Raw genomic sequence first — 19144 nt, forward strand, 5'->3', positions numbered from 1 at the left:
GTTGCCTTATTTTAATCGAGTGTACGTTATTTCTTCACCAGGGCTAAAATCTCATCAGCAACGAGATCAGGGCGATATTGATGGATGTAATGATCGGTATCTTTAATGGTTATTTGTTTCGATTCATTAGACCAGGATTTGAATTCAGCTTGAGTTTTATCCCATTCGGGTTCACTGGCACCGAGGTAATCAGCCGTCAGTATGGTGAGTGGAAATGTTAAGGTTTGTTTGTGATCTACGACCACTTTGGCATTGGCAGCTATTTCTCGTAATTCATCCAACGTGTTAGCATTACCATAGTTGTACAACAGCGCAGTTGTATCCAACTTTTTCAGATCGTCGGGTACAAATTTCAGTTCATTACGATTAGCATTGGAAGTTTTGACAACCATGTCAGATTGCATGGAGAGGCGGAACAGTCCGGTTTGGATACGGAATTTATTCGCAAAACCACCAATTGTATCTGCCAAAGAGTCATCGTCATTCGAATAATATTCGGGACTTCCTCCATCAATCATGACGATGCCTTTCACGAGATCCGAGTACTTCTGTGCGAAACGGATGGTTTCCAGCGAGCCGAGTGAATGTCCAACTAATACATAAGGTGGCTTCTGCCCAGATACCTCTAACAACTCGTGTAATTCCTCTGCCACGGTATCGACATCACGTTTCTTATCGGTCTGATCACTGTATCCATATCCAAATCGGTCATATACAGCGAATTTTGTGTTGGGAGCAAGCTTTTCATATAATGGATAATAATCTACATAGGGATTAGCGGTCCCCCAGCCGGAGGCGAGCACGACTGTTACGTCGCCTTCTCCACCAGTATATAGATGCATATTGTCTCCATGGACTTCGTACAGCTTACCAGGGGGGACGAGTATTTTGGCATCCTGCCTTAAACCCACTTGTTGGTAGATGACGCCAGTACCCAGAAGCAACAGAACTATCGCCAGGTCAAATATCAAAAACTTAATTAATCTTTTACGCCATTTCTTCATGTTCTCTCACATACTCTCCATGTATTTTCTCTATCATATATGCCCAATCTTATACGAGAGAAAACAGAGTCTTAATTCTATCTTAATTAACCGAAAATTGAATATCAACGGCCAATGAATTAATATAAAGCTACGATATGAATAGATATTATTCAAAAGTTGAGGCACAGATTGAATATATAGAACAGAAGGTATGCACAATGACAAAATACGAAAATCAGATCCCGACATCGGCCGGCATGAGCTTCAAGTCTCTGATCAGTATATTGAGAGATTCCATGCGTGGCAATGTAGAGCGGAGGCCGGTGGGCGTAATGCCTATGGAGATATGTGAACCTGCTGAATCCTTTAATGCATCGGATAACCCACAGGTTACATGGTTCGGACATTCGGCATTTTTGCTAGAAATCGAAGGGCACAGATTGCTGTTTGATCCGATGCTTGGCAATCGTCCATCACCTGTATCCTGGGTGGGTACCAAACGTTACAGCACCAATATACCAATTCAACCGGAAGATTTCCCGGCTCTGGATGCAATCATTATATCCCATGATCATTATGACCATCTGGATTATGACTCCATTCGCAGATTAAAGGATAAAACAAAACGGTTTATCGTACCGCTTGGGGTACGTCGACGGCTGATTCAACTGGGTGTGCCTTCGGAACAGATTACCGAGCATAACTGGTGGGATGAGTTATCGTTCAAAGGTCTAACATTGGCTTGCACGCCAGCGCGCCATTTCTCGGGCAGAGGACTATTCGACCGTAATTCTACCTTATGGTGTTCGTGGGTTATCGCTGGACAACATACGAAAGTATTCTTTAGTGGTGATAGCGGATACGGTCCTCATTTCAAGGAAATTGGCAGTAAATATGGTCCATTTGACCTGACGTTGATGGAATGTGGACAATATGACGAGCGGTGGTCCAACATTCACATGATGCCGGAAGAAACAGTGCAAGCACACTTGGATGTTGGTGGTAAGTTGCTCATTCCGATTCATTGGGCCGCATTCACACTGGCCTACCATGCCTGGAATGAACCCGTTGAACGAATTACGAAGGCTGCACATGCCTTGAACGTTAAGATTGCAACACCCAAAATCGGCGAGAAGGTTGTTCTTCATACGGAGAATTATCCTGTACATCCGTGGTGGAGACCGGAATTAGGATAAAAATAAAAGCGTTCAGCTCATCAAATGAGTGGACGCTTTTTCTATTACATTTTACATCAGGATTGACAGTGCACTGTAGATTAACAACATACCCATCACGATATTGACAGGACGCTCGTATCTCATTAAAAAGCTCTGGAATAACAGACCACCGAACGCCCAGGTCATATTGGCACTAATACCGATAAACGTGAGCAGCAAGGAGAATGCGAGTAGTTGAACATGGGACTGCCCAAGAGGCAGAACAAAAACGGATATGGCAGTAAGCCCATACAGAATGACTTTGGGATTGATGAATTGCAGGGTGAACCCGAATAGGAATGAATAATGATTAACCTTGTTTTCTTGTGCATCTGCAGGTTTACTTCGCATGATTTTGAACGCCAGATAGAGCATGTACACACATCCCAACAGGTTCAAGACGGGGGTAATTCTAGGGATATATTGATGAAGAATAAGGTTGAAATAACTGGACAAAAACATAATAAGCAGGCAGCCGGCTGCAACTCCACTGATAAACGGAAGGGTGTTTCGGAACCCCTGATTTCTTGCATGCGTCATGGAAATGATGTTGTTGGGTCCGGGTGTAAATGAAGCAATGATTGCGTATGTCACTAAAGGTATGATGTTCATGTGTCCTCCACGTATTCTTGGTTGTATGATATAATGGTATGAATTGTACGTTATAACGTACGATCTTTATTATTGTACAATATGTGCGTTATAAAGCACAATGAAATTTTAAAATGAGGAGGATGGATTCTGAAAAACATTAATAGTATTCTTGCGCAGAACCTGAAACAGCTTCGAGAACAAAGAAAGCTAAGTCTGGACAAGGTTGCCGAAATGTCCGGCATTAGCAAAACCATGCTTGGTCAGATTGAACGTGGCGAATCCAACCCATCGATTGCAACGGTATGGAAGATTGCCAACGGCTTGAAAATTTCTTTTACTGCTTTGATCCACGAGCCGAAGTCAGATACGACTGTTGTAACGGGCGATGATATTCAAGTATTGATAGAGGATGAGGGAAGGGTTCGGATTTATCCGCATTTTCCTTTTGAAGAGGGTCGTCGTTTTGAAATATATATGATGGAGATGGACCCCAAGTCTGAGTTGAATGCTGAACCGCATATCGAAGGTACGGAAGAATTTATTACGGTCTTTGAAGGTGAAGTTACGATTCGAGTAGGGTCGGAAGATTATACGGTGAGTTCAGGGGAGTCGATCCTTTTTGGAGCGGACAAGCCTCACGCCTATGTTAACTCAGGTGCTAAGATGAACAAATTAAACATGGTCATTCATTATCCGAAGTGATATGTAATTCAATGAAATGCCAACAAAGCAGCCTGATGTAATGAACTGCAACTCCCTTGTTAGTCGTCTCTAACAAATGGGGTACAGTTCACTACATTGGCTGCTTTATTGATGTGTGCACTAATGGAGTCTAGCGCATATGATATGACTCTTAGTTAAGGTTTTTCTTTGGCCTGACGCTGAATTTCCTTGGCTGTTAATGCTTTGTCATACACTCTTACGTTATCCAGACTGCCTTTGTAGAACGGATCAGCCGCATAACGACTCTTGCCTACATAAGCTTCCGTTACCTGCAGATCTTTCGGGTTGAAGGTGATCTCAGAGCTGCTTGCAACCGATGTACCATTCACATACAGAGTACCTACATCACCCTGAAGGGTTACAGCCACATGAACCCACGCTTTGGAAGGCAGTGGATTTGCAGCAATCAGACTCTGATCCCGACCCTCATTATGAATGGTGAATTGTAGCGCTCCATTATGCTGGGAGGGAGTAAGGAACATATGCCTCGTCAAGCCATTTCCAAAGTCGAAAATACGCTGCCAGGACCCGCCGCCGTCCCAATTGACCCAAGCGCTAAACGTGAAATCCGTTGTATCTGTAACGAGGCCAGGTAACTGGATGAAACTGTCTGTCCCGTTAAAAGTGGCAGCCTGATTTTTGCCACCAGCAGCAGAACTGACCACGTTAAAAGCTTGTCCGTGATATTCATTTTTACTGGAATCCTGTGCGACTTTGGCAAGTTTCTTGTGCTCAAAAGTATACTCCCCGAGCAAAGGGCTTACCGCTTGCTGTGGAATGATAACGTTAAACGTTTTGGAGCTTAGCGCAGTTCCTTTACGAATCGTTGCGGTTAATTTTACTTTGGCATCGCCCTTACCAGCGCGCGGTCGCTGTACTACACCTGTAGCGGATAGAGCCGAAGTGTTGGAGCTTTTCCACGTAATCTCTGCATCACTTGTTCCCTTGGTAGGCAGAGATAGGTTGAAGAACACATGATCCGTATTGCTAATGCTCAGATCCTTTTTCACCGCATCTACAATGTCTTGATCGCTCCGTTCAACACCTTGACTTCCCCAGATGGCTACCCCGGAGGAGGAGAGGGCGCTAAAGGTCAGAACCGTACTTTGAGATTCCGAGTTCCATTCATGCGTGAAAACGCCTTTGTAGACAACGTTATTCGATGTGATCTGAACCTTGTTGTCTGCGCCAAGACTCCATGTTCCTGTCACGGCACCATGAATCTGCCCATCTGCCTTGAACTGAACCGTCTGGGATGGCTTGATGTCCGCCGTGATGTCCTTACCATGATTCACCCACTGGTACTGACCAGCAATATCCTGAGTTGTCAGTTGCGTTGTATCCTCTCCCAAAGCCGCATAGCGATAGGGAGAAACAACGGGCCATCCATCTGCATTCATATGCATCTCGTGTACGCGAACTTCATGTTCTTCGCCACGCCCTGGAAAGCGAGTATGGAAGATGAGAAATTGTTTGCCAGTCTCCGGATCAACATAAGCAGAGTTATGTCCTGGCGAAACATAGCCGCTACCTAGGCCTGTGCCTGGATCACCGATCTGTCTCTCGAACAGGAAGTTCCCCATCAATTTGACTCCAAAAGGCTCGATAGAACGATCATCAAACAACGGTTTATCCTTGTCCGCTTTAACGTTGATCATATCGTTTCCTTCCGCATCAAGGAAAGGTCCATCCGGTGTTTGGGAGCGGGCTACACGAATGTTATACCCTCCATCAGCACCTAGTCCACCGTAAGACAGGTACAGATAATAATAATCGGTTTCTGGGCTGTAGAGCATGTAAGGTGCTTCAATACGACTATGGTTGCCACCTGTGAGCTTCTTGCCATAACCTTGATTCGGCAGCGGTTTGCCTGTCGTCGCATCCATCTCAAGAATGAAAATACCCCCGGAGTAGGAGCCATACACCATCCATAACTTGCCGTTTTTATCATAAAAGACATCAGGATCGACCACATTGGGATGAATCGTTGCATCGTAAATGGTACCATCCTCACTGATCTGATCCCACATGCCGGATTTCAACAGAATGCCTTGATCCTTATAAGGCCCTTCGATATTGTCTGCGACAGCAATGCCGAGCGCTGATCGGGGAGAGTCGCCTTTACAAGCATTGTAGTACATATAAAATTTACCGTCCGCCAATTGAATGACATCTGCTGCCCATAACGTATCCGTCTGCGCCCATTCCAGCGCTTCAGCGAATTCCTTGGTTACATTGGGGACAACGGGGTTGTTATCCGTAACACCCGATGCGACCAAATCCCAGTTCAAAAAGTCTTTAGACTTAGCGACTTGCAGGTGTGAACCAAAAATATAAAACGTATCATCCACCTTAATGACAGAAGGGTCATGAACGGAAACATTTTTGAATGATGGAGCAGGATTTGCCAAAGGTGTGGTGGAAGTCTGCGAGTTACCAACGGTTGCCCCTGAACCATTTGCGAACACCGAGACCGGCGCCAAAGCTGTTGCAGTAAGTAATGTGGTGCTTAGTACAGAAATGTTAAGTACGCGTACCCAATAACGTTTCATACGTTTCCCCTTTCCTATTCCCCGGAATGAAAAATCAACCGATACTTGGCAACACACGATAAAAGGTTCGGCAGACCTCCTTTGCGTATTTCATTATATCAAGCGCTTTCATTTGTTATATTATCAATTGGTTTATATGTTTGTAAACCATAAATGTAATGTTTATAAGACTAAAATGAATAAATGAAGAGAGCCGGTAAGAGCTGATAAGGCTCATTACATTCAAACAAAACAGGTATTATTCTCAAATTTAGGATTGAAATTAGGTTATGTGATGGGATATTATTACGTTTAGATTAGGTGTTTAACTATTTATCAATCATTTTATACTTATACGAATTAAAGGTGAGTATTCTGTAACGACAATTCCAAACTACATAGGAGGTAAGAACATGACCACATATCAAAACCAATTAATCGCACAATACACGTTCGAAGATGCTGTTCAGATTGGGAAAGACAGCTCCGGGAACGGAAATGATAGTTTGGCAAAAGGCGAGTTACCCCCTGTCATATCCGAGTTAAAAGGAAGATCGGCGGTAACTTTCAACGGGGGAGCGAATGGAACTTCTTATCTACAATTACCGTCGGATCTGCTTCGTGATGTAAGCGATAACACGGGAATTACTATTGCAACTTGGGTATTTCTCGGCAAAGGGTCCAATGTGTGGGAGCGCATTTTTGACTTTGGTAACGGGGAGAAGGGGCCGTATTTGTTTCTGACGCGTCAGCTCCTGGGTACGTTATATGCTGGCGATAATCTGGTTGTCCACCCAAGTCGAGGAGTTGCAAGTGGAGAATGGTTGCATATTGCACTCTCTGTGGCAGGCAGCCAAGGGGGAACGTTGAGCAGTGCGGGTCCGATTGTGTATGTGAATGGGGAGAAGGCCGCAGACGGTTCAATCAGTCAGACATCCAGTGGCAATTATGCCAAATTGCGCGAATGGTTTGATTCGTTCACCGATCCTGAGAATTATAGTCAGAATTATATCGGACGTTCCCAGTATGCAGCGGATGTGGATTTTGCAGGTTCGTTATCCGACTTTCGGATCTATGGGGCAGCGCTCACCATGGATGAAGTCATTGAAGTGATGTGTGAGTCACTGACAGATGAAGCGATTGTGAAGCTTGCGGCGGACAAGTACTTGTCCTTCCCAAACCGAATTATCACCAAAGATGTGTCACTGCCAGCAGATTTGCTGGGTGGTAAAGTGAAGGTTCAGTGGAATTCCAGTGAGCCGGCAGTCTTGTCCGAGAACGGAGAGGTTCAGGCAATCACATCGGCACAAGAGGTTACGCTCCGTGCGCTTCTGCACAGAGGAGATCGTAAGCTGAGCCAAAGCTTTGACGTGTCTGTTGTGCCGGCGCATCTCCCACCTTATACGGTCACCATCCATGGGGATCAAAAGGTGGCAGACATCAGTGAAGTCATGTATGGGCTTTTCTACGAGGATATTAACAACGCGGCAGATGGCGGAATCTATGCAGAGCTTGTTCAGAATCGATCATTTGAATCCTTTGCATTCGATACGTACTCGCATGACTCTGGAGAATGTGGTTGTTCGACAGGGCGAAACCGTGAGCCTTTGTTTGCTTGGTCAGGCGATACGGAGAAAATGCTCGTACAGCATACGGATGGACTGAACGTTCACTTTAACGTGGAAGACCCTGAAGTCAATGCTTATTATGTAACGGTTCAGGATGGGGCAACGATTCGAAATCGCGGATTCTCAGACTCCAACCAGCATTGTGCCATGTCCATCAAGCAGGGTGAATCGTATGACTTTACCGTATGGGCAAAAGCAGAATCGGCAGGAATGATCACCGTTCAATTACAGAATGGAAGTGACACTTCCATCAGTGATTCGGTAACGCTACATGTTGAAGGCGGGAACACATGGAAGAAATACGATTTGCTTCTGACTGGAACGGAGACTGTACTTGGTCAACTGGCACTTACGTTTAAAGGTGAAATCTCCATCGATATGGTGTCCTTAGTCCCTCAGAATGTATGGGGAGCTGATCCGGCAGAAGAAGGAATATCGGCTACAGCACATGCCAACTATACAGGTAATCCGAACTATCGATTGAGAAAAGATCTAATCCAGGCACTCGCAGATATGCATCCGAAGTTCCTGCGTTTTCCGGGAGGATGTATCTCGGAGGGATCTTTCATCTGGGATAACGTATATGACTGGAAGGATTCTGTGGGTCCGGTTGAGCTCCGCAAAGAGAATTATAATGTCTGGGGTTACATGATGACGATGGGGCTTGGCTATATGGAGTACTTCCAACTGGCGGAAGATCTGAATGCCGCTCCGGTTCCAGTCATGGCTTGCGGTGTGTTATGTCAGGCACGCTCGGATTACGCTCACCCTGCGGGTGGCGCTTTAAGGGAGTATTATATCCGGAACTTTACAGACCTGATCGACTTTGCGCTCAGTACAGACTTTGAACACAATGAATGGGCGGCGGTACGAAGCCAAATGGGACATCCTGAACCGTTCGATCTTCGTTATCTGGGCGTAGGTAATGAGAACTGGGGCACTGAATTTTTTGCCAACTTCGAAGTATTCAAACGTTCAATAGATGAGTACATGAAGCGGAACTATCCTGATCATGAACTGCACATTATCTCGACGGTTGGTGCTCAGGCGGATGATGATGCGTACCAGGAAGGATGGAAATTCCTCAGCGGGAATCTGACCGGGTCAGCTCAGGTCGCTTTTGCAGATGGTGCTGAGGTGATTGAGGAGACCGTAACTTGGTATGAGAATCAGGACAATTACATGGACACCATTGCAGATGAGCACTACTACCGCTCCAATGAATATTTGCTGAACAACGTAGATCGATACAACTACTATGACCGGGCTTATCTTGAAGACGGAAATATCGATTGGAAAGAAACATCCAAAGTATTTGTTGGAGAATATGCTTCAACGGACAAAAATACGCTGGCAGGTGCGGTCGCAGAAGCTGCGATCATGACTGGATTTGAAAATAATGCGGACGTTGTTCGTTTGGCTGCCTATGCGCCATTGTTCAACAAAGTACTGACGGACGGTACCTATCGCTGGACGCCGGACTGCATCTGGTTTGATGATGAAACCGTGTGGTATACACCGAATTATTATGTACAGCAGCTTTTTGCAAAACATGTAGGAGATCAGGTGCTTGAGACTTCATTCTCCACCTATAGCAAAGGCAAACCGTTGAATCTCATTCCGCGTGGCGGTATCGAAATTGCAACAGGTCATGCAGACATCGTAGTGAAACGAGTCACTGTGACGTCCAATGAGGATGGCAGTTTGATGTTTGATGAAGATTTCAGGGAACGTACAGAGCCTAGTGAGGCATGGAGACAGATTCCTGGATCGGAAGGATACACGTTAATCGCTGGGAAAGGGCTCATCTTGAGCGCACAAACCAGTGGATTGAACGGATTGTACCTGCTGAATGACGAATGGACCAACTACAAAGTGAGCGTTGAGGCTGAACGAATCTCGGGTGAGGATGGTTTTTACATCGGTGTGGGACTGACGGATATCTCGCCCGAGAACAAGGATGTCATCGAGTACGCAATCAGCTACGGGGGAAATGCCACAGGAGTGAAGGTGTACAAACAAGGGATCGAAGGTTACACCTTGGGAGATTATTCATCCAGTTCGGCAGCAGGTAACCTGAGAGCGGCCAACTATGAACCACTGGAGAATGGGACCGATTATACGATCACGGTTAACTATGGTGGGGACACAGGAAAGAATCTGATCTGCTCCTATACAGACGGTCGCAATTCGAGCAACGTTCTGGATTACAAGCTGGAAGCTTACAACCGGGAAGTATTCCACTCTGTGACAAAAGACGCAGGGCATGTATATGTGAAACTGGTCAATGCAGATGGTGTGGATAAATCAACCCGGATTTGCCTTCAGGATCTGAAGGTTGATGCTTCAGCCAGACTGATCACGCTTACTGGAGAAGATCATTTGGTGCATATGCAAAATGTGAATCAGAAGAATGATGAGAAAGTGATTCCCCAAGAACAGGAGATCACACTGTCCGATACATCGGTGGTGGTTAATTTACCTGCTCATTCAGTGAATGTATTAGTTATGGATATTCTGATTTAAATCTATAGCGTGAACAAGAGACCGCGGATATCGCGGTTTTTTGACGTTCCAGGGGAGAGAGTCAACAAAAGATACCCAAAGTAAATAGCCCACACTATTGCAGTGATCTGGCTGCTCCTATAATAAATGTTGAAGGAGGAGTCAGCTTATGCGTTCCAACTACAAACAATTTATCCGAAATGTTCCGCTTCATCTCATGATTCTGCCTGGACTGCTCATTATAATTGTATTCGGTTACATTCCGATGGCGGGACTTTCTATTGCCTTTCAGAATTTCTCTCCCATTGCCGGATTCAAAAATATGAATTGGGTGGGTTTGGACAATTTCAGGTACCTGTTCGATCTACCGGGGTTCTCGCAGGTTGTATGGAATACGGTATTTATATCGACGATGAAAATTGTTTCCGGCTTGGTGATTCCGGTACTTGTAGCCTTATTGCTCAATGAGGTTCGTAAGACAGGTTTTAAACGAACGATTCAGACCGTAATCTATATGCCTCACTTTTTCTCATGGGTTATTCTGGCGGGAATCATCGTGGATGTGTTATCTCCAAGCACGGGGATCGTTAATATGTTGTTGAAAGCCGTGGGGATTGACCCGATTCAATTTCTGGCCAGTAATGAGTGGTTCCCTTACATACTTGTTATTACAGATCAATGGAAAGAATTCGGATTTGGTACGATTATCTATCTCGCTGCCCTCACTAATATTGATAAGTCTCTGTATGAGGCCTCTGTTATGGATGGAGCAGGAAGATGGAAACAGACATGGCATATTACACTGCCAGGCATTCGACCGATCGTAATTTTGATGGTAACGCTTAGTCTGGGAAATGTACTCAACGGCGGTTTTGACCAAGTGTTCAACCTCTACAATCCATTGGTATATGAATCAGGAGATATTCTGGATACGATGATCTACCGGATCGGATTGCAGGATGCACAGTATTCTGTATCGACAGCATTGGGTCTGATTAAATCTGTCGTTTCCTTCATTTTTATCGGACTTGGTTATTTCTTGGCCTATCGATTTGCGAATTATCGGATATTCTAGAAAGGAGGCAGAATCATGCACCACGCTTCAAGAGCCTATCGGTGGTTCCTAGGGTTTAACTACGTCATCCTGACGATTCTTGCCTTGTTATGCCTGTTCCCGATTGTGAATATATTAGCGATTTCCTTTAGTTCGAGTGATGCGGTCAAAGCGGGCAGTGTCACATTCTGGCCTGTGGATTTCACATTGTCCTCCTATCAATACATTCTGGAAAATCAGCAGTTCCTGAACTCATTCGGCACGAGCCTTCTTCGTGTAGTTCTGGGGGTAACGACCAATCTGATCTTCACGATTCTGGTAGCTTATCCGCTCTCCAAAGAGGCTGCGAAATTCCGTTCAAGAACGTTTTATGCGTGGATTTTTGTATTCACCATGCTGTTCAGTGGAGGATTGATCCCGGGTTATCTGGTGGTTAAGGAAGCGGGCCTGTTGGATTCCATCTGGGCTCTGATTCTGCCCGGAGCCGTTCCGATCTTTAATGTGCTCCTTATGCTCAACTTCTTCAGAGGTTTGCCGAAGGAGCTTGAAGAAGCCTCCTGGATGGATGGGGCAGGACATTTTCGCACACTATGGAGCATTTATCTTCCGATCTCTCTGCCAAGTATCGCAACCATTACGTTGTTCGCCATGGTAGGACACTGGAACGCCTGGTTCGATGGCATGATCTACATGAAGAGTCCGGAAGGCTATCCGCTCGCTACGTATCTTCAGTCCATGTTACAGCAGGTGACGATGATCCAGAGCGAGATGATGACGCTGGAGGATGCGACGCTCTTAAGTCAGGTATCGGATAGAACGACTCAAGCTTCCCAGATCTTTTTGTCCGTTATTCCGATCCTGCTCGTGTATCCGTTCCTGCAGCGGTATTTCGTCCATGGGCTTGTTGTCGGCAGTGTAAAGGGATAAGATCGATAGGAGGAAAACCGTTGGAAGGAAGGAGCCGATTTCTGGCTCCTTTTTTGCAATTTAAGAGAGTGAGGAGAGGAGGAGGGAAATATTGCGATTCATCCGGGGAAGATGGAGGGAGTCATCCATTGTCGTCAAATTGATGATTGCTTTTGTACTGGTCATTCTGCCCTTGTACGGGATAAGCATTATGATTACGCAAGTCAGCTCCAAGCAGATGCAGACGGAGGTGGAGAAGGCACATGAGTCCAAATTGTACTTCTACCATAATCATCTGCAATTCGAATTGGAGCGAATGAGTGCGATGGTTACCGAATTTTCATTTGATGAACCCATGTCCACACTAAGTACACGAGCCGCGATTATGAGCAGGTATGAAGTTACGTCCAGTCTGAACAATATTCACAACAAGCTGAGTCAGATCATGGTAACGAGTCCTTACATCAGTGATGTCGTGTATTACGTTCCTGCTCTGCATAAACGGGTCAGTGCGGCGGACGGAATTCGGGACGTAGAGGATACTGAGTGGAAGAATCTGCTCGCCACGATGGGCAATCTGAATGGCGAACTATCGCATTCCAATAACGATCTCTATTTCCTGAAAAGTAATCCATATAACATGAACCATGAGGAACCACCCAATTTCATATTAGGAATACGCTTGTCTGCTGAAGAATTGAAACACCGATTGCAACAGCTGTCGGAAACGGGTGAAAGTGAGATTACACTGAGTTTCGGCGAACAGCAGCATGTGGTGATCTCTTCATCTGAGCAGTCTGCACCGATGGAATCAATCCGATCCGTATTGCCTGAACCAACCGTATCCATGCAAGTTACGAAGTTCCAATCTGATCCGTATCTCTATTATTCGTTGCATGACAAGGATCACTCGTTCACGCTGACTGCAAGTATCCCACAAGATGTGCTTAGGGCACCGTTGGAACAATACAAATTGTGGTTATGGATGGTGACCTTTATGTCGATTGTCATCATTATCATCTTCTCGTTTTCAATTTACAGATCGATTCATCAACCTTTATCGGTACTCATTCGAGGATTCAGAATGGCAGAGCAGGGCCAGACAAGCGTACATATTCCTTCATCCAGAAGGGATGAATTCGGCTATTTGTACTCTCGATTCAACCATATGATAGAGCGCTTACATATATTGATCGATGAGAATTATGTTGCACGGATTCGAACAAGTGAGGCAGAACTCAAACATTTGCAATCCCAGATTCAACCTCACTTTTTATACAACAGTCTGTTCAGCATCAAGCAAATGGCGGAAGTGGAGAATGTGGAGCTCATTCAGGAATTCACCGACTACCTGGGTCAATATTTCAGATACATGTCCCGGGATTCCCATAGCGAAGTATCGTTGGGAGCTGAGATTGACCATGCGCTGGTCTATACATCGATTCAGAAAATTCGGTTTGGTTCGAGGATTCAATTGGAATTGGAGGATCTGGGTGCGAGGTACAGAATGATTTCGATTCCCAGAGTCATCATCCAGCCAATCGTAGAAAATGTGTTCGAGCATGCACTTGCGAAGCGTAGTCAGGGAGGTACTCTTCAGCTTTCATACCAACAGGGCCAGGGATACCTGTCCATTCGTATTGAGGATGATGGGGATCAATTAACAGACGAAACCTTGAATTACCTGCAATCTGCCTTCGAGGAAACAGAGCGGAAACATGGAAACGAAGAGATAACCGGACTCATGAATGTGAATCAGCGATTAAGAATCAAATTCGGGGCCGCTTATGGTCTTACAGCGCAGCGAAGTGAGCTGGGTGGGATGTGCATTCTGGTGAAAATTCCATGGGAAGGGGAGTAGCGTTATGCAGCGGATGCTTATTGTAGATGATGAACCCGTTATTTTGGATGGACTATACGCTTTCTTTCAAAAGGCGAACTTTCAAGACATGGAGATTATTAAAGCGTACTCTGCCTTTGAAGCCATCGATTGGCTGAACTCGGTCAAGATTGATATTGTACTCAGCGACATCTGTATGCCTGGTATGGATGGCATGCAATTGATCGAGCAGATTATGGATCGGTGGCCACGATGCAAGGTACTGTTGCTGACCGGTCATAACGAATTCGATTATGCACACCAAGCCATTCGGAACCCTTGCGTTGTGGATTACCTGTTAAAGACAGAGGGAATGAGTCACATTCGAGCTGCGGTAGAACGGGCGTTAACACAGATATCGGAAGAAAATGATTTTCGCTACCAAGCTGCATGGTTTCGTAGTAAATTGCCACGAGCGTTGCCCCAGTTACAGCGTCAACTGTTACTGGATGTGCTTAAGCGAACGGATAGACATGATATCATTTCACTTCAAGAAGAACTGGATGCTGTGCAATTGCCTTTCGAATCGGATCAACTCGTTATTCCTGTGATCATACGGGTAGAGGAGTGGAACAACTATCAGTCTCAGGCGGATCGTAGTCTCATCCGGTATGCCGTTGCCAATGTTGCGGAGGAGCTGTTGCAAGACAAGGCTAAGGTGAAGGCAATTGATCTGGACGCTCAGGTTATCGCGTGTTTTATTCAACCGCAGGAAGAGCTTCATTCACACGTGTCTACTACACAAGTGGAACGAGGGAGTCAGCTGGACAGCTGGAATCAGACCCTTCGTTTTGTCTATGGCACACTGGAGTCCGTACAGCAATCCTGTGCGGACTGTCTGAACCTGTCTGTATCCATCATGGTCAGCGAGCAGGCGGTAGAGTGGAACAGGGTTAATCAGGCCATTGCGCAACTACGTCTGTCGGTTCATGAGAGTCCGGGGCTGGGGATGGAGAAGCTGCTGCGTGTCAATATCCAGGATGAATTGCCTTACACCCCCAGCATTATGAATCAACAGGGTGTGGTAGCACTACATCTGGAGCAGATCAAACAGCGAATAACCGCAGGGGATCGGGAATGGATAGAGTCCTTTCATAAATGGACCGAGGCTGCGAAGGAAGGGCTTCAAGATCCGTTCTTCCGCATGAAAACCTATACAGGTGCAGCCAATGTACTCATTGAAGTTCTGCACGAATTGGGGTTGTATGAGTCGGCAATGGAAGAAATATCGCTTTCCCGAATGCTGCATTTTGACATCCATACCGCATGGTCCGACCTGGTCATCTTTTATCAATCTGCATACGAATGGATGATCTCCAAACGAAGTGATGCCCGCCTGAATGACCAATCACAGATTCTGATTACGATCCATCATTATATCAAGCACCATCTGGAGGATGACCTCTCACTCACACGGATCGCTCAGGAAGTCTCTCTTAACCCTTCTTATCTGTCGCGTTGGTACAAACGGATTACAGGCAAAGGCATATCCGACTACATCCATGACCGCAGAGTGGAGCGAAGTAAAGAGTTACTCCTGGGTTCTTCCTGCAAAATGCATGAAATATCGGCAAAGGTTGGATTTAGCGATCAGCATTATTTTTATCGTTTCTTCAAAAAAGCAACGGGCTGTACCCCTCAAGAGTATCGGGATCAGAAAAGTTAGATGATAAATCAAATGGTAAATCAAAGATACCAGATGTCAACGGGATACACTCGAAGTGATAGCGCTTTCTTTATAAAATAAAAATATATATAAGATGAGTTAATTTAAACCACGAACGGAGAGAGCAGAAAGAACCTGAAGAAGCGGAGCGTTCGCCTTTATCAACAGATTTCTCCCTTGGAAAAAGGGGAAAAGGAAATCTGGGGATAACAGTGATCGGAAGGTTATTCTGCTATCGGAGTGGATGTTTAATATTTAAAGTTCATCTTATATACCTCACGGGAGGAGAAAAAAAGGGGGATTCGCATGAATATATCATTCAAGAAGTTCTCATTATTAACATTAACTATGGTGCTGGCCACCACGCTTGCAGCCTGTTCGTCTGGTGCGGGAAGTGCCGAGAATGAAGCTGAGCCGAACACACAGCAGGATGCAGGAGGACCACTTACGAAATATGACCCACCCATTAAATTGACATCCACCATGAATGAAACGGGGAAAGAATCGCTCGCCCAAGGAGATACACACGCCAATAACATCTGGACTAGAGGGTACAAGGATGAACTTGGTATTGATGTAACGTACGAATGGATTGTTCCGGATGCCAATTACAACGATAAGATGAATGTCACGCTGGCGAGTGGTGATCTGCCGGATGTATTGAAAGTGAGTGCTGTTCAATTCGAACAGCTGCATGAAGCGGGGATGTTGGAAGATCTGACGGAAGTATATGACAAGTATGCATCCGAACTGGTTAAGGAGTTCATGTCCGCTGAAGATGGAGCGGGTTTGAAGCCGGTAACGAAGGATGGCAAAATATACGCCATGGTGAGCTTCCCAGGCTCGCTGGATTCCTCGGATATGATCTGGATTCGTCAGGACTGGCTGAAAAAGGTCGGTCTTGAAGCGCCCAAGTCCATGCAGGATGTCATCCAGATTGCAGAAGCCTTTACCTTCGAAGATCCAGACGGAAATGGCAAAGATGATACGTATGGCATTGCCTTGAACAAGGATTTGCCTATCAACGCGTTCTTGCTCGGCTATCATGGTTATCTCGAAACCTGGATTAAGGATGCATCAGGTCAAGTCGTGAACGGAACGATCCAACCGGAAGTGAAAGAAGGATTGCGTGAGCTTCAGACTCTGTATCAGAAGGGTGTGCTTGATCCCGAATTTGGTGTGAAGGACTTTGCAAAAATGATGGAGGATGTGAATGCAGGCAAGTCAGGCATGTTCTTCCTGCCACAATGGGCACCTTTTCAGGTTAGCAGTATGATCAAAAAAGACAAGAACATCGACTGGATGGCTTACCCGGTTCAATCGATTGATGATCAACCAGCCAAAACACAGAATCATCTTAGTCTGGGCGGTATATTTGCCGTTCGCAAAGGCTACGAGCATCCGGAAGCGTTAATCAAGTTGCTCAATTTCCAGGCTGAAAAAATGTTCGGTGAGTCTGCCAAGGAAGAACGGGCTGCTTATTTGAATGGACTGACAGGTCTTGGTTTTCATAATGCGACGGTCTCCAACCTGCCAGCCAACAAAAATGTGAAGGCACAGGATGAAGTAGAGCAGGCGCTCAAAACAGGAGATACGTCCGGATTGGAACTTGAAGCGAAGCTGTTCTATGACGATATTATGGATTATCGGAATGGGAATCTCGACAAGTGGCATATGGAGCGTATCTTTGGCCCAGAGAGTTCACAAGGTGTGATTAAGTATTATCGGGATCATGACCTGATTGTCATGAATGAATTCATCTATGCACCTACGAGAACGATGAATACCAAGCAAGCTACTCTGGATAAACTGAGAGCCGAGACGTTTCTAAAAATCATCTATGGTAACTTGTCTATTGACGAGTTCGATAACTTCGTTGCCAATTGGAAGAAACTTGGTGGAGATCAGATCACACAGGAAGTGAATGATACCATCGCTGCTAACCAATAGAGGATTGGATTCATATCATCCAAGAACGAAAAATGAGAAAATGGTGCGCTCCCCAAAGGGAGGCACCATTTTTATGTTTTTGATCATTTGCGTTTCAATAACAGAATTCCACTGATTTCTGACGTTTTGTAGCGGTATACCACTTTGAATCCAATATCATTGTCCAGCAAGCAGTTCAGTGCATTGATCAAACGTGCACCGGGAACCAATGTAAATGTACATGGAGACGTATTACCAATCACACGCACACTTTGGATTCTGCGCGCAGAACCGGGAACGAGCGGATTTCTAGACCAATAGATTAATACCAGATCCGGTTGTGGAACAGCATTGACACGAGCCATCTAATCATCTCTTTTCTATTAAAGGTTCTTAATAGTAGATGAAGAGGTGAGGAAAAGGTGTTAGACGGAAGACATGCTATTTAATAAACAGACGGATACTACGATGAACTCCATGATGAGATACAGTTTTCCCAGTTCGTCGATGGTTGCTTATTTATGCGTAGAATGCTGTTTCGATGGCAACGTATCACCTGGGTTCCTATGCCGTTGTTTTTATAGGTAAGCAAGGACAAACTGGACATGGAAAGTGTAGCCGTCTAAACTAGATAGACCAGACACAATAAGAAGGGATGCGCCGATCCACACATGTTGCAGAAATTCGGGTTTACACAATATGAAAGTCAGGTATACGAAGCCATATTTGCGCAGGCTGAACCACTTGATGCTACATCCATTGTTAATCACTCCAACGTTCCCAAAGCCAAGATCTATGAAGTGCTCAATCGGCTGATCGACAAGGGAACGGTGCTGACTACGATGGATGGGAAGAAAAAACTATATATGGCTGTGGATCTTCAGTCTATTATTCACAAGATCAAGGCTGATTTTGAGAAAGATATTGAGGAATTGAAGAGTTACAAAATCAAACGAACATTCACAGATGAGCATATCTGGACGTTAAAGGACGAATCGTCCATCGGATCGAATATTGAACAGCTTATCGAGGAAGCAGATTCATCCATTCTTTTTCTGGCTTGGAATGAACGAATGGAGAAATATCGTGAACTGCTGGAGCAGAAGGAACAACAGGGAGTATATGTTGAAGTGCTTGCTGTTGGGGGTATGGAAACATCCTTAACCCGGAAATACTCGTTAATTCCATTGCTTGATGCGCCGGAACCTTCACAGCTGCTCATTGTAGATCATGCCTATCTGCTGTTTGCCGGTGTGGAACACGATTCATGGAGAGCCATCAAGACGATGTCCAAACCGATTGTTAAAGCGATGACTGATTATTTCTATCATGATGTTGCACTTACTCAAATTACGAAAAAATACGGTGATCAATTGTTACAAGATGCTGAAATCGAGCGCCTACTAACCAGGTTGATCTATTAAAACTATTCTCTCGGAGGATAGTTTTTTTGTTATATCTCCGTATGAAAACGATCATGAAAATAACTATTGAAACTTTCAGTTTTATAGGTTACTATCGTAGTT

The 19144-nt window shown here is 45.2% G+C and carries 13 protein-coding genes; 9 read left to right on the forward strand and 4 right to left on the reverse strand.

What is annotated here, in order from left to right; genetic code table 11:
• Positions 1-26: 26 nt before the first annotated feature.
• The gene (locus NYE45_RS13220) at positions 27-1004 is read right to left on the reverse strand and encodes an alpha/beta hydrolase (protein ID WP_340016976.1); all 978 of its coding nucleotides are present in this window, start codon (positions 1002-1004) and stop codon (positions 27-29) included.
• Positions 1005-1204: 200 nt separating this feature from the next.
• Between NYE45_RS13220 and NYE45_RS13225 the strand changes: the two genes are divergently transcribed.
• Positions 1205-2182: an MBL fold metallo-hydrolase gene (locus NYE45_RS13225; protein WP_340016977.1), complete on the forward strand. Its 978-nt coding sequence runs from the start codon at positions 1205-1207 to the stop codon at positions 2180-2182.
• A 51-nt stretch (positions 2183-2233) separates the two neighbouring features.
• Here NYE45_RS13225 and NYE45_RS13230 read toward each other — a convergent pair whose 3' ends face one another.
• Positions 2234-2815, reverse strand: a complete 582-nt coding sequence (locus tag NYE45_RS13230; RefSeq protein WP_340016978.1) for a LysE family transporter — start codon at positions 2813-2815, stop codon at positions 2234-2236.
• Positions 2816-2944: 129 nt separating this feature from the next.
• On the opposite strand from NYE45_RS13230, the gene NYE45_RS13235 reads away from it, so the two are divergent.
• Positions 2945-3499: a helix-turn-helix domain-containing protein gene (locus NYE45_RS13235; RefSeq protein WP_340017367.1), complete on the forward strand. Its 555-nt coding sequence runs from the start codon at positions 2945-2947 to the stop codon at positions 3497-3499.
• 155 nt (positions 3500-3654) lie between these two features.
• On the opposite strand, the gene NYE45_RS13240 is transcribed toward NYE45_RS13235, so the two are convergent.
• Positions 3655-6072: a family 43 glycosylhydrolase gene (locus tag NYE45_RS13240; protein ID WP_340016979.1), complete on the reverse strand. Its 2418-nt coding sequence runs from the start codon at positions 6070-6072 to the stop codon at positions 3655-3657.
• Positions 6073-6464: 392 nt separating this feature from the next.
• Here NYE45_RS13240 and NYE45_RS13245 point away from each other — a divergent pair, with 392 nt between their 5' ends.
• From NYE45_RS13245 to NYE45_RS13270, 6 genes are all read left to right on the forward strand, one after another.
• A complete protein-coding gene (locus NYE45_RS13245) occupies positions 6465-10205 on the forward strand; it encodes an alpha-L-arabinofuranosidase C-terminal domain-containing protein (protein WP_340016980.1) in 3741 nt (1246 codons plus the stop codon).
• 148 nt (positions 10206-10353) lie between these two features.
• Entirely contained in the window at positions 10354-11259 is a 906-nt protein-coding gene (locus NYE45_RS13250; protein ID WP_047842804.1) for an ABC transporter permease subunit, read from the forward strand.
• 15 nt (positions 11260-11274) lie between these two features.
• Positions 11275-12165, forward strand: a complete 891-nt coding sequence (locus NYE45_RS13255; RefSeq protein WP_062834211.1) for a carbohydrate ABC transporter permease — start codon at positions 11275-11277, stop codon at positions 12163-12165.
• A 91-nt stretch (positions 12166-12256) separates the two neighbouring features.
• Positions 12257-14005: a histidine kinase gene (locus tag NYE45_RS13260; protein ID WP_340016981.1), complete on the forward strand. Its 1749-nt coding sequence runs from the start codon at positions 12257-12259 to the stop codon at positions 14003-14005.
• A 4-nt stretch (positions 14006-14009) separates the two neighbouring features.
• Entirely contained in the window at positions 14010-15689 is a 1680-nt protein-coding gene (locus tag NYE45_RS13265; RefSeq protein ID WP_340016982.1) for a response regulator, read from the forward strand.
• A 306-nt stretch (positions 15690-15995) separates the two neighbouring features.
• Positions 15996-17639 carry an extracellular solute-binding protein gene (locus NYE45_RS13270; protein ID WP_340016983.1) on the forward strand — a complete coding sequence of 548 codons (1644 nt, stop codon included), beginning with the start codon at positions 15996-15998 and terminating at the stop codon, positions 17637-17639.
• Positions 17640-17722: 83 nt separating this feature from the next.
• On the opposite strand, the gene NYE45_RS13275 is transcribed toward NYE45_RS13270, so the two are convergent.
• Positions 17723-17983, reverse strand: a complete 261-nt coding sequence (locus NYE45_RS13275; RefSeq protein ID WP_062834214.1) for a hypothetical protein — start codon at positions 17981-17983, stop codon at positions 17723-17725.
• 306 nt (positions 17984-18289) lie between these two features.
• On the opposite strand from NYE45_RS13275, the gene NYE45_RS13280 reads away from it, so the two are divergent.
• Positions 18290-19042, forward strand: a complete 753-nt coding sequence (locus tag NYE45_RS13280; RefSeq protein ID WP_340016984.1) for a helix-turn-helix domain-containing protein — start codon at positions 18290-18292, stop codon at positions 19040-19042.
• The last annotated feature ends 102 nt before the right edge of the window (positions 19043-19144 follow it).

Source organism: Paenibacillus sp. FSL K6-1318 (assembly GCF_037976905.1).
Lineage (GTDB): Bacteria > Bacillota > Bacilli > Paenibacillales > Paenibacillaceae > Paenibacillus > Paenibacillus amylolyticus_A.

What these genes read in the sequence shown, in the direction of transcription:
- NYE45_RS13220 (WP_340016976.1), bottom strand. Translation starts at nt 1,004, where the DNA reads ATGAAGAAATGGCGTAAAAGATTAATTAAGTTTTTGATATTTGACCTG.
- NYE45_RS13225 (WP_340016977.1), top strand. Translation starts at nt 1,205, where the DNA reads ATGACAAAATACGAAAATCAGATCCCGACATCGGCCGGCATGAGCTTC.
- NYE45_RS13230 (WP_340016978.1), bottom strand. Translation starts at nt 2,815, where the DNA reads ATGAACATCATACCTTTAGTGACATACGCAATCATTGCTTCATTTACA.
- NYE45_RS13240 (WP_340016979.1), bottom strand. Translation starts at nt 6,072, where the DNA reads ATGAAACGTTATTGGGTACGCGTACTTAACATTTCTGTACTAAGCACC.
- NYE45_RS13245 (WP_340016980.1), top strand. Translation starts at nt 6,465, where the DNA reads ATGACCACATATCAAAACCAATTAATCGCACAATACACGTTCGAAGAT.
- NYE45_RS13250 (WP_047842804.1), top strand. Translation starts at nt 10,354, where the DNA reads ATGCGTTCCAACTACAAACAATTTATCCGAAATGTTCCGCTTCATCTC.
- NYE45_RS13255 (WP_062834211.1), top strand. Translation starts at nt 11,275, where the DNA reads ATGCACCACGCTTCAAGAGCCTATCGGTGGTTCCTAGGGTTTAACTAC.
- NYE45_RS13265 (WP_340016982.1), top strand. Translation starts at nt 14,010, where the DNA reads ATGCAGCGGATGCTTATTGTAGATGATGAACCCGTTATTTTGGATGGA.
- NYE45_RS13270 (WP_340016983.1), top strand. Translation starts at nt 15,996, where the DNA reads ATGAATATATCATTCAAGAAGTTCTCATTATTAACATTAACTATGGTG.
- NYE45_RS13275 (WP_062834214.1), bottom strand. Translation starts at nt 17,983, where the DNA reads ATGGCTCGTGTCAATGCTGTTCCACAACCGGATCTGGTATTAATCTAT.
- NYE45_RS13280 (WP_340016984.1), top strand. Translation starts at nt 18,290, where the DNA reads ATGTTGCAGAAATTCGGGTTTACACAATATGAAAGTCAGGTATACGAA.